The sequence below is a fragment of the Saccharopolyspora sp. NPDC002376 genome, from assembly GCF_053593195.1.
Map to the genome: position 1 here is coordinate 60,658 of NZ_JBSFBZ010000040.1, position 12,602 is coordinate 73,259.

Here is a 12,602-nt window from a genome sequence, read left to right on the forward strand (position 1 = left end):
AGAGTGACCGGAGGCACCAACGACGACGATTCCGCAGCCCAGCGACTGCCTGACACGGCCCGGACCGATTACACCGGCGCGATCTACGGCTCGCTGCTGGCCGCGTCGGTGGTGGCCGGAGCCAGCTTGCACAGCGAGTACCCGCGTCTTCAGTTGGTGCTGCTCCTGCTCTGCACCGGGGTGGTGTTCTGGGCCGCGCACGCCTACGCCAACTTCGTCGGCGACCGGTTGCGGCACGAGCCCGTGACGCGGCGCGAGATCTGGGGCGTCTGCGCCCGGGAATGGCCGATCGTGCAGGCAGCTGTTCTGCCTGCCGCCGCTGTCGCGATCAGCCCGTTGCTGGACCTGGGCCCGAGGGGTGCGGCGTGGCTGGCGCTCGGGTTGGCTGTGACCCAGCAAGTCGGGTGGGCCAGCGCGGCAGTCTTGCGGGCGGGCGCTTCTCGGTGGGAGTTGGTGTCCGTCGGCACCGTCAACCTCGTGCTCGGCCTGATCATCGTGGCCGCCAAGGCAGTACTTCAACACTGATCATGAGCTGCTCAGGTGCGGCGACGAGACAGCGGCTGTCTACCCGTGATCCTGATACGAGCCCCCATCTTACCCCCGGAATCAACCGGAAACGTCCGCAACCGACGCTGAGCAACCAGTGTTCGCAATCGGAATCCGTTGAGTTCACAGGGGAAATCCGCGCCTGTCCAGCAAGGACCGAAAGCAAGATCTCCTAAAGCGGGTGTCGCAGGTTCGAATCCTGCCGGGGTCGCAAAACCGGTGGTAACAGCAGTGGGGGCTGATCCCGTTCGAGATCAACCCCCACCTCGGCGAGCGGAGCCATCGGATCGGAAATCCTCGCAAAACCCCCTGATCGGAATCGGTCTTCTGCGAAGATGACTCGTGATCACGACAAACGGCTCGTTGGGGGGCGGAGTGATGGGCGGATACAGCGCTGACCTGCAACGGCTTGCCGACTCCGACTGCGCCGCGGGGTGCCGACGGGAAGTTCTCGACTGCATCCGCTCGGATGCACACCTGATCGGAGGAGATCAGCATGTCACGCGCTACCCGCACCATGGCCCTCGTCGCGGCTTGCGGAAGTCTGCTGCTCACCGGTTGCTCGGCGAGCTTCTCCGTCGGGGGGAACACCCTGAGCACGGAGACCCTGGAAACGCAGATCACCGAGCAGCTCACCAAGACCGTGGGGCAAGCGCCCGACTCGGTGTCCTGCGCGAACCCGCTGAAGGCCGAGGTCGGCGAGTCCGAGCGGTGCGAGCTGACCGCCGCTGACACCCGCTACGGCGTCACCGTCACCGTCACGTCCGTCGAGGGCGACAAGGCGAAGTTCGACATCCAGGTCGACAACGAACCGATGAAGTGACGGTCGGCCGGGCGGAGGTCACCGGAAAGCCCTCCGCCCGCAGAGCCGGGGGGTTGCCACTCGGCCGGGGGCTCGGCGATCATGCCGTTGTGACTGGTGACGAGGCCGATCCAAGACTGGCGGCGATGGCCGACATCCACGGCGTGGTGGACATCGATTCGCCCAACGCCGCGCGGATGTACGACTACTACCTCGGTGGCAACGCGAACTTCGTAGCCGACCGGGAGGCCGCCAAGCAGTTCCTCTCGATCGTGCCCACCGGCCGGGAGTGGGCCGTGGCCAACCGCGCGTTCCTCGGGCGCGCAGTGCAGTTCATGGTCGAGCAGGGCATCGACCAGTTCATCGACCTCGGGTCGGGCATCCCGACCGTCGGCAACGTGCACGAGGTCGCCCACGCCACCAACCCTGCTGCGCGAGTGGCCTATGTGGACTGTGAGCCGGTCGCGGTCGCGCACGCCCGAGCACTGCTCAGCAGCACTCCGCAGGTGACCATCACCCAGGAGGACATCCGCGAGCCCGACGCCGTGCTGAACGCTCCGGGCGTCACCGAGCTGCTGGACTTCACCAAGCCGATCGGTTTGCTGGCCGTCGCAATACTGCACTTCGTGGGCGACGACGACCGCCCGGCGGACATCATGCGCCGCTACCGCGCGGCATGCGCGCCGGGCAGCTACCTGGCGCTGTCGCACCTGTCCCCGGTGACCTTCACCGACGACCAGCTCTCCGGCGGCCACGCGGTCTACAACCGCACCTCCACCCCCGGAACCCTGCGCAGCCCCGAGCAGATCGCCGACCTGCTGCCCGGCTACCAACTCGTCGACCCCGGCCTGGTCCTGCTCCCCGACTGGCGCCCGGAAACCCCCGTCGACCCCGACTCAGCAGCCCGCACCAACAGCTACGCAGCGGTCGGAATCCTTCCCGGGTGAAGCAGCGGCCGGGGCGCGGGGGTGGATTCCGGCTTGCCCGTGGATTCGGTTGATCGGATGGTCACCGCGTCGCTGAAGACCGCGCTCGCTCCCCACGAGACAGGTCAACGGTCACCTGGCCTCGAACGCGGCCCGGTAAGCGGCCGCGCCGGGAAGCGCTTCGAAAGGCCAGGAGACCAATCCGACCGCAGCGCCACCGGCCAGTTCGTCCTCGACCAGCGCTGCGGTGGTCAGCGGGGTGCCGCCGCAGATCTCCACGACCTCCGCACCCGCGGCTACCGCTTCGGCTGCTGCCGCAACAGCACCGGCGGCATCGGCGACCGGCACCACCGACGTGCGCCGCCCGTCGATCTCCGCATCGACCCTCCGCACGCCGGGATCGGTGAGATCGGCGCCGTAGATGGTCACGGAATCGCCTACCTGCCCGCCGGTTCCGGCGCTGAAGCCGAAACCCGAAACTCCCACCGGGGCGCGATCGTCGACCGACTCGACGACCTGCCGCGCCTCCCCCAAGCTGAAACCGCGGTACAGCTCGACCAGTTCAAGCCCGGCCGCGGCCTGCACGGCGACCGCCTCGGCAGCGGCGTCGGCGTCGGGCACCCACACGAACGCGTTGACCCCGCCCGCGACCTGCTGCTCGATCCGCTGACCAGTGCGCTCGGCCCCCGGAGCCAGGAAGACGAACATCGTGTCGATCGGTCCCACCGGACACCTCCCAGTTGACTTGGTGCTGAGCTGTTCAATGCCCAGCCCTCCGCGTCCATTCCCCGCAGTCGGGTGTGCCCACGCCGATGGCGCCCCCACCAGGACGCTCGTGGCTTCGCGGACATGACGCCCGTGCTGGCGACCGTTGAAGGCCCCGATCACGACGGCCGATGCGAAAGCCCATCGAGAACGGACTTCGGTACGCCATGATTCCGGCATGAGCGAACCCGAGGTCGATGTGACGGTCGATTCGGAGACAGTGGAGAGACTGCTCCAGGACGAGCTGAGCCGTGGCGACGCGGCGCTGGCTCGTACCGAGACCAAGACCAGCACCCTGCTCGCGGTGTTCAGCCCCATTCTCGCCGTCGGGATCGCCGTGCTGCCCGGTGCTGCCGCACCGCTTGCGGCAGTTCTGCTGTTCTGGGCCGCGTTGGCGCTGCTCGCGCTCGCCTTGCTGCTCCTGCTGTGGAGCGTGCGGCCTCGGCTGCGACGGAGTGGTTTCACCACCTACGAATCGATGACCGACACCGAACTGCTGCGCCACTTCACGCGCATCGCGGATGATCCGCAGCGTTGGCATCGCGAGCGACTGCTCGTCGTCGCGCAGGTCGGGGCGAAGAAGTTCAAGCTGCTGCGCACGGCGAGCCTGCTCATCATCAGCGCGCTGCTCCTCGCGATCGCTGCGGCCATCGCGTCTGCGGCCTTGGCCTGACGTTCGTGAGCGGCGATGGTCGACCTAACGACCATCGCCATTCACGAGCGTCTCAGCGGACGGCGAGCCAGGTGGTGAGGTTGGTCAGTTCGTGACGGGTGGTGGTCGTGAATCGACTGCCGAGTTCCTGTTCGATCCGCATGAGCTTGTCCTCCGGGAGGGCTTGGGCCCGCGCGACCCGGTTCGGTCGGGTTCCGCCGTGCCAGGCGATCAGGACCCGCCCGCCGGGGCGGGTCACGCGGCGGAGTTCGTCCAAACCCCGTTCGAGATCCGGCCAGATGGCCACGTTGTTCACCGACACCGCGCAGTCGAACTCCGCCTCGCGATAACCCGTCTGATCAGCCGTTCCCCGCCGTACCTCGATCCGCCCGTCCGCCCGGTGCCGACGCTCGACGAGGTCGCACATCTGCCGCGACGGATCGACACCGCAGATCCGCTTCGCGGGAGTCCGCTGGAGCCGGCGGATCAGCCCGCCGGGGCCGTGGCCGACTTCCAGCACTTCCTCACCTGACCGGACGTCGAGCAGGTCCACGACGTCCTGCTGGTCGTTCAGCCACAACATGATGCGGCCGGCGAACCAGCCGCCCAGACCGCTCGGCATCGCGAACGGTGACCGGATCGGCCCGCTCCTGGACCAGGGTTTCACGGTTGCCACGCGTTCAGCCTTCCGCTTCAAGTCGGGTTGAAGTCAAATGGAGGCATGGACCTGATTCCGATCGGCGAAGCCGCCGAACGCCTCGGCGTGCGGACGTCGACGCTGCGCTACTACGAGGAGCGCGGTCTCGTGCGGCCCGCGGGGCGGGTGCGGGGAACTCGGGTCTACGGCAGGCCGGAGATGCGCCGGCTGGCGTTCCTCCAGATCGCGCTGAAACTGGGGATCCGCCTCGACACGGCCGCCGCGGTGCTCGACGAGTCGAGCAGCCAGTGGCGGGTCGTCGTCGGCGAGCAGATCTCCGAGCTGGAAGACCTGATCGAGCGAGCTCAGGGCGCCAAGGACTTCCTCACCCATGCGCTCATGTGCCCGGCAGAGCACCCAGCGCGCGAATGTCCGCACATGACGGGCACTCTCGACCGCTTGGTCGACGGAATGCCCTTCGAGCAGCTGGCAGCGGAGATGCGTCAGTAGCGCTGGGCGTGGTGGGTTGGGGGTTCGCCGAAGAGGGACTTGAAGTCCCGGGTGAGGTGGGCTTGGTCGGCGTAGCCGAGTTCGGCCGCCACCGATGCCCAGTCCAGGTCCGCACCCTTCGCCATCCACTCGGTCACCTCGTGCAGGCGGTAGCGGCGGATCACCCACTTCGGGCCGATGCCCACGTACTCCGCGAACAGGCGCTGCAGCTGCCGGACGCTCGTGCTGGACTCCCGCGCCAGCGCGTCGACCCTGGTGATCTCGGGTTTCGCGGCGATCATCGCGACTACGTCCGCAGCTTGCTCCGCCTTCGGATCCGGCTCGGGTGCGTGTGCTCGGAGGAGGTGCTCGACGGCTGAGACGTCGGGTGTCGCCAAGGCTGAGGCGAAGACCTCGCGGGCGTCGATCGAGCGGTCGGCGATCGTCGAAACCGGCGCGCGCAGGAACGGTCGGAAGCAGCCGGGCCGAAACGCCACACCGAACACGCTGCTGCGCCCCGACAACACCCTGACCTGGTGCCCGCTGGAGACACCGGTGATGGTCGCGCGGCCGTCCTGGAACGTCAGGTGCACGTTCGGATAAGGCACGATCAGCTGCCGGTACGGCTCACGGTAGTCCCAGGACACGACCCAGTAGCGCGCCACGTACCGGGCCAGGTCCGGCGACGGCTCCGGGAAGGAGTGGCGCTGGAAATCCCGCCACGCGCCACCGAGTTCCCGCACATCCCTGACCACGGACGGAGTGTATGTCGCGTTCCTTCAAGACACCGCCACCCAGCGGTGGTTGGCTGCGAAGCATGTCCGAAGCACAGCACCTGAGCAACGCGGCATCGGCTCTGACCGAGGTCGTCGGAGGCATCGAACCCAGCCAGCTCGCCGCGCCCACCCCGTGCACCGAGTACACCGTGCGCGACCTGCTGAACCACCTGCTGTTCTGGGGTCCGTCCCTGGAAGCCGGCGCCCGCAAGGAAGCCGTCCCGCCGCCTGCTGCCGCCGAGACGGACGTTGACCTCACCGGAGGCGACTGGCAGAAGGCCGTCACACAGCAGCTGGACCGCACGGCGCAGGCTTGGAGCGCATCCGGCGCGTGGACGGGAACCACGCACATGGGCGGTCCCACCGAACTCCCGGCGTCGCTGGTCGGCGGGATGGTCGTGATCGAATTCGCGGTGCACGCCTGGGACCTGGCGAAGGCGACCGGCCAAGACGTGGAGCTCGACGAAGCCCTCCTCGACTACGCCCGCGGAGAAGCCGCGAAGACGGCGGACCAGGGCCGCGCGATGGGCGTCTTCGCCGCCGAGGTGACGGTCCCGGAATCAGCATCCACTTTGGACCGACTCCTCGCCCTAACCGGCCGAAACCCCACCTGGACGCCGTGACGCTCGGCAGTTCTGCTCTGACTGCCCCTACACCGGCCTCCAGCACTTCCGCATGTCGGCGACGAAGCTAAACCTCACCAACAGAAACCCCAAATAGCCCTACTCACCCACGAAGCGGGCCTGGTCTGACGGGGAGCTATGCGCCTACGCCGGAGGCTCCGCCCGTAAATCCGCGACGAACGCTGCCCACTGCCCCGTCGGGAACGTCAGCACGGCACCATCCCGGTCCTTCGTATCCCGAACTGCGACGATGCCGGGCCCGCTCCCGACCTCAACGCAGTTTCCCTGCCCGGCGCTTCGGCTCGACTTTCGCCAGTTGACAACCGCTTCCATCAAGCTCTCCTACCCGAGCAGGTCGGCCTTGAGCGAGCGTAAGAACAGGGCCCAAGCCTGCGGCTGGAACATGAGCGTCCCGCCGTCGCGGTCCTTGGTGTCCCGAACACCAACGACCTCAATACCAGTGCTGACCTCGACGCAGCCGTTCCGGCTCGCGCTGTAGCTGGACTTCCGCCAGCCGACCTCGACGCACATGCCGCCTTGTCCGTTGCTGCGACTGGAAGTTCGCCAGTGGGTGATGGCATCCATTCGGATCACCTCTCAGCATCTACCGCCTTCAACGCTCTCTTGAGCATCTTTCGCGATTCTCTCGCATACCACCGCCGCACCGGCCCACCCCAGGTGGCCGGGCGCGACCCCCTCCCCCGCGCCCGGCCACCAACCACCTCCGAGGAAGCCCCAACGCCAAACGACTCCAGCGAGCCGACCTGGTCTGACGGGCACCGGATCAGATGTGTATCGACCGGTGGTACGCGAGGTACTCGCCACCGATCCGATGACTGTCGTCCACGCGGAGTTGGACGTCTTCCCCACCGCGAGACACCGTGAGGTCGTCTGCGATCAAGATGGCTCCCTTGTCGAAGAGGACGTGGCAGTTCGCGCAGAGACACAGGATGTTCTCCGGAACGTCCGGCCCGTTGTGCGGAGTTCCCAACGGCTTGATGTGCGCCCCTTCTGCATAGGCGTAGGCCCCAACCTCCAACCGCACAGCACAGACCTGGCACCGGTAGTCGTGGATCTTCTTGACACCTTCCGCAACTCGGGTCGATCGAACGATCCGCTGCTGCTTGATAACGCGTCGCCCCGGGTTTTCATTGCCCTTTGGCAGTTTTCGCCCCAGCACCGGTGTCTCGAGATCTGCCGCCGCCGAGTCGCTGCCGCACTTCTCCAAGCGGTAGCGGCAAATTCGATACCCGCGAACTCCTTTGCCGAGCCACGCGTCCACCACGTTGAACAGCCCGTCGTACCGGTAGCCCTCCGTCGTGCTTCCGCGGATCACCCGCACTGATTCACCCGTGAACGTGCTGGTACACAGGGCGGCGTTCTTCGTGTCTTCGAAGGTTTGGTGGTCGATTTGCCGCCCTTTGCTGTCTTGCCCGCCGCGGCCGGTGTAGATGATGACCGTGCCGTGGTCCTCGTCATCCTCGTAGCCTCCGGACAGGACGATGGATTCCGCGCCTCGGTCCTTGGTACCCACGATCCCGTCTTGCAAGGCCCGGTGAACGTCAGCGTCGTACAACTGCCGCCGGTCCGCGAAAACTCGGCCTTCTTCGACACCGGCGACCTCGCCGAAGTTGGCTGCGTCGACCAACGCCCTGGCCACCGTCGGTTGGACGGCCGTCAGGCCGAACGAGCTCATCAGCTCCGCGATCCCTGCCTCACGAGTGGTGAGCTGTTGCAGGTCGACCGGGGATCCGGTGGCGATGTGGTGCGCACCCGCGACGATCGAGGCCGCGTCGTAGAGATTCCGACCTTCGACGATCGCCAGTTCCCTCGAAGGCTTGGCGCCGTACTTCCGGCAGAATTTCCGCTGCCCCAGCTCATCGTGTTCCGCCATTGCGGTGACGACGGCGTCCCTAGTCAAATCGCGAATCCCCATGCGCTCACCCTAAAGAGCGAACGCCCCAAACGGGTGGAATTGCTCCAGTCCGGCAACGCCTACATGCCAGGTGCCACGGTCACGTCATCGCGCGGGTTGGCTTGGCGTCGGTGGCGAGGAGGTTCTTGATGTAGGTGTAGAACGCCGGGGCGTTGATCTCCTCGATGACTGTTGCGTTGGGGGTTAGGCCGTGGACTCCCCAGGACATTGCTGCGTAGCCGCGGGTTAGGTCGCCTGCTGTTTCTACGTCGACGTGGTAGCTGGCGCTTCGGGTGATCAGGTCTGGGTGGAGGAGGACTGCTGCGGTTAGGGAGTCTGGGTGGGTGGTGCCGTTGATGCCGACGCTTCGGTCGAAGTCGAGGGTTGCTGCGCAGACTTTGGTGAAGAAGTCCGCCAGCGGGGTGTTCAGGGCCGCGATCTCGTCCAGTTTTAGTTGGTCGAAGACTGCTTGGTCGAGGGTTAGCGGGGCCCAGGGGATCACGACGATGTCGAAGCCTGCTGCGAAGACCGTTTTGGCTGCTTCTGGGTCTACGTAGAAGTTGAACTCCGCTGCTGCGGTGATGTTGCCGCGAGCGTTGTTGGAACCGCCCATCACGTAGAGGGTTTTGACGTTTTCGACGAAGGTCGGGTCTTTGACCAGTGCCGTTGCGATGTTGGTCAGCGGGCCGATCGCGACGATCGACAGTTCGCCGGGGGTCTCCGCTGCCAGGCGGATCAGGGCGTCCACCGCGTGTTCGGATTCCGGCACGCAGTCGGTCATGTCCATCGTCAGGCCGCCTGCGCCGTCGCCGTGGACGTCTTCCGCGCTTTCCCACGGGCGGACCATCGGGCGGCGGCAGCCCAGGTGGATCGGGACCTCGCCGAGGCGGCCGGCGACGTTGCAGGTCAGGTGGGCGTTGCGGACCTGGTGGTCGAAGTCGACGTTGCCCGCCACCATCGTCACGGCTCGCAGATCGGCTCGCGGGTCGAGCAGGCCCGCGAGCAGGGCGATGCAGTCGTCCTGCGCTGTGTCGGTGTCGATCACCAGCGGGATGGTTTCGGGCATGGCATCTCCTGCGCGACGGCGAACCAGTTCACTCGATGGAACCACACGCAGTGGATCAACTGCTGGCCCAGGCGAACGGGGCGAGCTGCTCGTCCATCGGCGCGTCGACCAGGCGGTTGGCCAGGGTGGAGGCGGTGTAGGCGCCGATGCCGAGCACCACTTCCAGCGCGTTCTGCTTGGTGTAGCCGTGTGCCAGGAATGCTTGCAGCTCCTGGGATTCCACGGAACCGGCGCGTTCCACGAGCTGCAGCGTGAACACGCGGATCGACTCGAGGCGCGGATCGTCCAACGAGCGCTGGCGTCGCAACGCGTCGACGAGTTCGGGATCCGCGTTCAGGCCGGCCAGCTTCGCGGAGTGCATCGCGACGCAGACGTGGCAGTCGTTGCGAGTCGCGATCGTCATGATGACGACCTCGCGGGCTAGCGGGTCCAGGGTCGTCGCCTCGAACATCGCGCTGAGCTTGAGGAATCCTTCGAGCAGGTGCGGTGATTCGGCGAGTCGAGCCATGGCTGAAGGCAGGTAGCCGAGGCGCTTGGTGGTGGCTTCCATGAGCCGGCGGGAGGCTTCCGGCGCGGTCTCGGTGGTGTGGTCGACGAACAAGTCAGTCCCCTAGGATCGACAACGTGGTTGACGAAAAAGTAAACGAGGTTGTCGAATATGGCAAGCGCTGAGACTCCGGGGTTCGAGCTGCCGCTGCTGTTGTTCGCGGGCTTCCGGTCGCTGATCGACCAGCTGCACGCCGAACTCGCCGAGCAGGGACACCCCGATGTGCGACCGGCGTACGGGTTCGCCATGCAGGCCATCGGTCCGGACGGTGCGACCGCCAGCGAGCTCGGACGCCGGCTCGGAATCTCCAAGCAGGCAGCCGGAAAAACGGCCGACCGCCTGGAGAAGCTGGGCTACGTGGAACGCGCGGACGATCCGGCCGACGCGCGGCGGAAGCTGCTCCAGCTCACCGACCGGGGCGTGGATGCGCTGACACGATCCGCGGCGATCTTCGACGACCTGCGTGCGCAGTGGGCGGAAAAATTGGGCGCGGAACAGTTGCACGGCCTGGAATCCGGCCTGCGCGCGATGGTTCCGAGCAGTTCCTTCCGCCTGGACGTCCCGGGGTGGTTCGGCGCCTCTTCGTAAAGCAGTTTTCCTTGTGGACAGATCCTGTCCTGAAGGACTCCTAGGGTCGGCTGTAGAGCGATTCGAGGAGGAAACATGGCGACGTACGTGCTGGTTCCGGGGGCTTGTCACGGCGGCTGGTGGTACGAGGAGATCGCGGCGGAGCTGCGCGCTGCGGGGCACACCGCGTACCCGGTGACGTTGACCGGGTTGGGGCCGCAGGAGTCGGCGGCCGGGGTCAACCTGGACACCCACATCGACGACGTGGTGCGACTGCTGGAGTCGGAGGACCTGCGCGATGTCGTCCTGTGCGGGCACAGCTACGCTGGGATGGTGATCACCGGCGTCGCCGACCGGGTGCCGGAGCGGATCGCGACCCTGCTCCACGTCGACGCTTTCGCGCCCGAGGACGGGGATTCGGCCTGGTCGCTGACCGACGGGATCTGGCACGACTGGTACGCGGGCGGCGCTGGTGCCGACGGGTTCGCGTTCGCGCCGCTGCCGATCCTGGACGAGCGCACGGTGCCGCACCCGCTCGCCACGATGACCCAGCGGATCCGGCTGACCGGCGCGCACCGCCGGGTTCCGCGCCGCGAGTACGTCTACTGCTCCGAGTTCGAGAACTCCCCGCTCACGCAGACCTACGAGCGACTGAAGGACGACCCGTCGTGGCACGTCCGCACGTTGCCGATCAGCCACAACATCGTCGGCGAAGCCTTCGACGACTTCCGCAAGATCCTCCTCGACGCCGCCTGATCCAGGTCGTGAGTGTTGAAACCGGTTGGAGCCGGTTTCAACACTCACGCCCCTCAGCGCGACTGGACCTTGAGAGCGGCTTTGCGGGCAGCCTTGGCGATCTGCTTGTCCGGGTGGGTTTTGCCGATCAGCTCGAGCACCTCGCGCGCGTGCGGGTGGTCCAAGCGCCAGATCTGCTCGAAGATCTCCACCTCTTGCCCGGCCGGAACGGATTCCGCCAGCAGAGCTGGGATTTCGTCGGGATCGGCGGCATCCGAAGCGGTCGACAGCAGATCGGTGAGCAGCCATGCCGCTTCGGCCTCGGTCAGCTCGTACTCGGGTTCTTCGCCGCCGAGCTCCTGGAACACCATCTTCGCGTACGGCCGCAGCGTGGGCTCGTCCAGCGCCTGGCGCCACCGCTGTTCGCCCTCGATGGATTTCGCGATGGTCACCGCGATCATCCGGTCCTCGACGGCTCCCGCCGCAGCAGCGGTGAGCAGACCGTCGAGCGCTTCCGCCGGGGTGCGGGACGCGATCCACGCCTCCAGTTCGGCTTCCAGCTCGGCGTCCCCGACGCCCTTGGCGAACGCCACTAGGTCCTCGGCAGTCGTCTCCTCGACCGGCGGAAGCAGCGGCACCTCGACACCGCTCTCGGTCAACGCGCCGACGAACGCGTACTGCCCGAGCGGGGTCAGCCGTGCGATCCCCCCGTCGACCAGTGCCGCGCCCAGATCGGTCAGCATCGCGAGCAGTCGATCGGCGGGGTCGCCGCTGGTCGCGACCCAGGCATCCCACTCATCCGGCTCGGCGTCGGCGAGGTCCGCGATCATGCTCCGCAGCTCCGCGACGGGCATGCCGTCGTTTCGGGCCAAGAACAACATCGTCATGGTGAAAGCACCGACGTCGTCCAGGTCGAGATCGGTGTCTTCGCTGTCGAAGCCACCTTCGACGATCAGGCCCAGGACGTCGGACCAAGCGTCCAGCACTTCGTCGACGCCGCCGTCCGGCCATTCCTCGAGCGCCGGCCCCGGCACGTCCGGGTGGTCGGGGTCGAAGAACCCCGCATCGACCGCCAAGGCCCACAGGAAGGCCAGGTCCGGGATGTCGTCCAGCTCGTCGACCGATTCCGGCACTCGCACTCCGAGCGCCTCGGCGGCTGCGATCACATCGGCAGCTGCCCACTCCTCAGCCGGGCTCTCGACGGCCCGCAGCGCCAACTTCCGAAGACGGTCGAGCAACGTGCTCTGCCGGGCGGCAGCCGCCAGTTCCTCGTCCGACGGCAGCCTCATCGGCGGGAGCTGGTCCGGCAGCCCGAGCAGCTCCTTGAAACCCATCGGCGCCTCGGCGCCGTACTCGTCCATCGCCGCGTCGGCGAACTCCGGCTCGATCCCGCTCATGTCATTCCCCACGCGGTGAGGCTAGCCCCGGACCTACTTGCAGGGCGTGAACGGGCTGTCGGCGCGTGCATGCGCTGGACCTCGGTGGGTGTCTTCAGCTCGATCACGGATACCTCGCGTGCGATGAGTGCCGGTATAAGAATACCGACACTAGCATCG

At 66.9% G+C, this 12,602-nt stretch carries 17 protein-coding genes; 8 read left to right on the plus strand and 9 right to left on the minus strand.

Features of this window, described 5'->3' with window-relative positions:
• Positions 1-3 precede the first annotated feature (3 nt).
• The 3 genes from ACWCO2_RS24590 to ACWCO2_RS24600 all read left to right on the plus strand — a co-directional run bounded on the left by ACWCO2_RS24590 (position 4) and on the right by ACWCO2_RS24600 (position 2,295).
• Positions 4-525: a hypothetical protein gene (locus ACWCO2_RS24590; RefSeq protein ID WP_450130111.1), complete on the plus strand. Its 522-nt coding sequence runs from the start codon at positions 4-6 to the stop codon at positions 523-525.
• Between the two features lie 517 nt (positions 526-1,042).
• Complete coding sequence (locus tag ACWCO2_RS24595) at positions 1,043-1,369, plus strand: DUF4333 domain-containing protein (protein ID WP_450130112.1); 327 nt, start codon at positions 1,043-1,045, stop codon at positions 1,367-1,369.
• A gap of 89 nt (positions 1,370-1,458) precedes the next feature.
• The gene (locus ACWCO2_RS24600; RefSeq protein ID WP_450130113.1) at positions 1,459-2,295 is read left to right on the plus strand and encodes an SAM-dependent methyltransferase; all 837 of its coding nucleotides are present in this window, start codon (positions 1,459-1,461) and stop codon (positions 2,293-2,295) included.
• 111 nt (positions 2,296-2,406) lie between these two features.
• Here ACWCO2_RS24600 and ACWCO2_RS24605 read toward each other — a convergent pair whose 3' ends face one another.
• Positions 2,407-3,000: a DUF6506 family protein gene (locus tag ACWCO2_RS24605; RefSeq protein ID WP_450130114.1), complete on the minus strand. Its 594-nt coding sequence runs from the start codon at positions 2,998-3,000 to the stop codon at positions 2,407-2,409.
• Between the two features lie 217 nt (positions 3,001-3,217).
• On the opposite strand from ACWCO2_RS24605, the gene ACWCO2_RS24610 reads away from it, so the two are divergent.
• A complete protein-coding gene (locus ACWCO2_RS24610) occupies positions 3,218-3,712 on the plus strand; it encodes a Pycsar system effector family protein (protein ID WP_450130115.1) in 495 nt (164 codons plus the stop codon).
• 52 nt (positions 3,713-3,764) lie between these two features.
• Here ACWCO2_RS24610 and ACWCO2_RS24615 read toward each other — a convergent pair whose 3' ends face one another.
• Positions 3,765-4,313, minus strand: a complete 549-nt coding sequence (locus ACWCO2_RS24615) for a class I SAM-dependent methyltransferase (RefSeq protein ID WP_450130116.1) — start codon at positions 4,311-4,313, stop codon at positions 3,765-3,767.
• A 99-nt stretch (positions 4,314-4,412) separates the two neighbouring features.
• Between ACWCO2_RS24615 and ACWCO2_RS24620 the strand changes: the two genes are divergently transcribed.
• Positions 4,413-4,838 carry a MerR family transcriptional regulator gene (locus tag ACWCO2_RS24620; RefSeq protein WP_450130117.1) on the plus strand — a complete coding sequence of 142 codons (426 nt, stop codon included), beginning with the start codon at positions 4,413-4,415 and terminating at the stop codon, positions 4,836-4,838.
• Here the strand turns inward: ACWCO2_RS24620 and ACWCO2_RS24625 are convergent.
• The gene (locus ACWCO2_RS24625) at positions 4,832-5,572 is read right to left on the minus strand and encodes an AraC family transcriptional regulator (protein WP_450130118.1); all 741 of its coding nucleotides are present in this window, start codon (positions 5,570-5,572) and stop codon (positions 4,832-4,834) included. The two genes, ACWCO2_RS24620 and ACWCO2_RS24625, sit on opposite strands and share 7 nt — an antisense overlap.
• Positions 5,573-5,634: 62 nt before the next feature.
• On the opposite strand from ACWCO2_RS24625, the gene ACWCO2_RS24630 reads away from it, so the two are divergent.
• Positions 5,635-6,216 (plus strand): TIGR03086 family metal-binding protein, encoded by a 582-nt coding sequence (locus ACWCO2_RS24630; protein ID WP_450130119.1) that lies wholly within the window; start codon positions 5,635-5,637, stop codon positions 6,214-6,216.
• A 144-nt stretch (positions 6,217-6,360) separates the two neighbouring features.
• Here ACWCO2_RS24630 and ACWCO2_RS24635 read toward each other — a convergent pair whose 3' ends face one another.
• From ACWCO2_RS24635 to ACWCO2_RS24655, 5 genes are all read right to left on the minus strand, one after another.
• A complete protein-coding gene (locus tag ACWCO2_RS24635; protein WP_450130120.1) occupies positions 6,361-6,549 on the minus strand; it encodes a DUF397 domain-containing protein in 189 nt (62 codons plus the stop codon).
• Between the two features lie 9 nt (positions 6,550-6,558).
• The gene (locus ACWCO2_RS24640) at positions 6,559-6,801 is read right to left on the minus strand and encodes a DUF397 domain-containing protein (protein WP_450130121.1); all 243 of its coding nucleotides are present in this window, start codon (positions 6,799-6,801) and stop codon (positions 6,559-6,561) included.
• Between the two features lie 199 nt (positions 6,802-7,000).
• Positions 7,001-8,110 (minus strand): YDG/SRA domain-containing protein, encoded by a 1,110-nt coding sequence (locus ACWCO2_RS24645; RefSeq protein WP_450130122.1) that lies wholly within the window; start codon positions 8,108-8,110, stop codon positions 7,001-7,003.
• A 121-nt stretch (positions 8,111-8,231) separates the two neighbouring features.
• Positions 8,232-9,197, minus strand: a complete 966-nt coding sequence (locus ACWCO2_RS24650; protein ID WP_450130123.1) for a nucleoside hydrolase — start codon at positions 9,195-9,197, stop codon at positions 8,232-8,234.
• A 55-nt stretch (positions 9,198-9,252) separates the two neighbouring features.
• Positions 9,253-9,798, minus strand: coding sequence for a carboxymuconolactone decarboxylase family protein (locus ACWCO2_RS24655; protein ID WP_450130124.1), 546 nt, complete (start codon positions 9,796-9,798; stop codon positions 9,253-9,255).
• Positions 9,799-9,855: 57 nt separating this feature from the next.
• On the opposite strand from ACWCO2_RS24655, the gene ACWCO2_RS24660 reads away from it, so the two are divergent.
• Both ACWCO2_RS24660 and ACWCO2_RS24665 read left to right on the plus strand, forming a co-directional pair.
• Complete coding sequence (locus ACWCO2_RS24660) at positions 9,856-10,332, plus strand: MarR family winged helix-turn-helix transcriptional regulator (protein WP_450130125.1); 477 nt, start codon at positions 9,856-9,858, stop codon at positions 10,330-10,332.
• A gap of 75 nt (positions 10,333-10,407) precedes the next feature.
• Positions 10,408-11,067, plus strand: coding sequence for an alpha/beta fold hydrolase (locus ACWCO2_RS24665; RefSeq protein WP_450130126.1), 660 nt, complete (start codon positions 10,408-10,410; stop codon positions 11,065-11,067).
• A 53-nt stretch (positions 11,068-11,120) separates the two neighbouring features.
• Here the strand turns inward: ACWCO2_RS24665 and ACWCO2_RS24670 are convergent, their stop codons facing one another.
• Complete coding sequence (locus tag ACWCO2_RS24670) at positions 11,121-12,443, minus strand: hypothetical protein (protein WP_450130127.1); 1,323 nt, start codon at positions 12,441-12,443, stop codon at positions 11,121-11,123.
• Positions 12,444-12,602 lie beyond the last annotated feature (159 nt).

What these genes read in the sequence shown, in the direction of transcription:
- ACWCO2_RS24645 (WP_450130122.1), bottom strand. Translation starts at nt 8,110, where the DNA reads ATGGCGGAACACGATGAGCTGGGGCAGCGGAAATTCTGCCGGAAGTAC.
- ACWCO2_RS24630 (WP_450130119.1), top strand. Translation starts at nt 5,635, where the DNA reads ATGTCCGAAGCACAGCACCTGAGCAACGCGGCATCGGCTCTGACCGAG.
- ACWCO2_RS24620 (WP_450130117.1), top strand. Translation starts at nt 4,413, where the DNA reads ATGGACCTGATTCCGATCGGCGAAGCCGCCGAACGCCTCGGCGTGCGG.
- ACWCO2_RS24665 (WP_450130126.1), top strand. Translation starts at nt 10,408, where the DNA reads ATGGCGACGTACGTGCTGGTTCCGGGGGCTTGTCACGGCGGCTGGTGG.
- ACWCO2_RS24635 (WP_450130120.1), bottom strand. Translation starts at nt 6,549, where the DNA reads ATGGAAGCGGTTGTCAACTGGCGAAAGTCGAGCCGAAGCGCCGGGCAG.
- ACWCO2_RS24650 (WP_450130123.1), bottom strand. Translation starts at nt 9,197, where the DNA reads ATGCCCGAAACCATCCCGCTGGTGATCGACACCGACACAGCGCAGGAC.
- ACWCO2_RS24640 (WP_450130121.1), bottom strand. Translation starts at nt 6,801, where the DNA reads ATGGATGCCATCACCCACTGGCGAACTTCCAGTCGCAGCAACGGACAA.
- ACWCO2_RS24670 (WP_450130127.1), bottom strand. Translation starts at nt 12,443, where the DNA reads ATGAGCGGGATCGAGCCGGAGTTCGCCGACGCGGCGATGGACGAGTAC.
- ACWCO2_RS24660 (WP_450130125.1), top strand. Translation starts at nt 9,856, where the DNA reads ATGGCAAGCGCTGAGACTCCGGGGTTCGAGCTGCCGCTGCTGTTGTTC.
- ACWCO2_RS24615 (WP_450130116.1), bottom strand. Translation starts at nt 4,313, where the DNA reads ATGCCGAGCGGTCTGGGCGGCTGGTTCGCCGGCCGCATCATGTTGTGG.
- ACWCO2_RS24610 (WP_450130115.1), top strand. Translation starts at nt 3,218, where the DNA reads ATGAGCGAACCCGAGGTCGATGTGACGGTCGATTCGGAGACAGTGGAG.
- ACWCO2_RS24595 (WP_450130112.1), top strand. Translation starts at nt 1,043, where the DNA reads ATGTCACGCGCTACCCGCACCATGGCCCTCGTCGCGGCTTGCGGAAGT.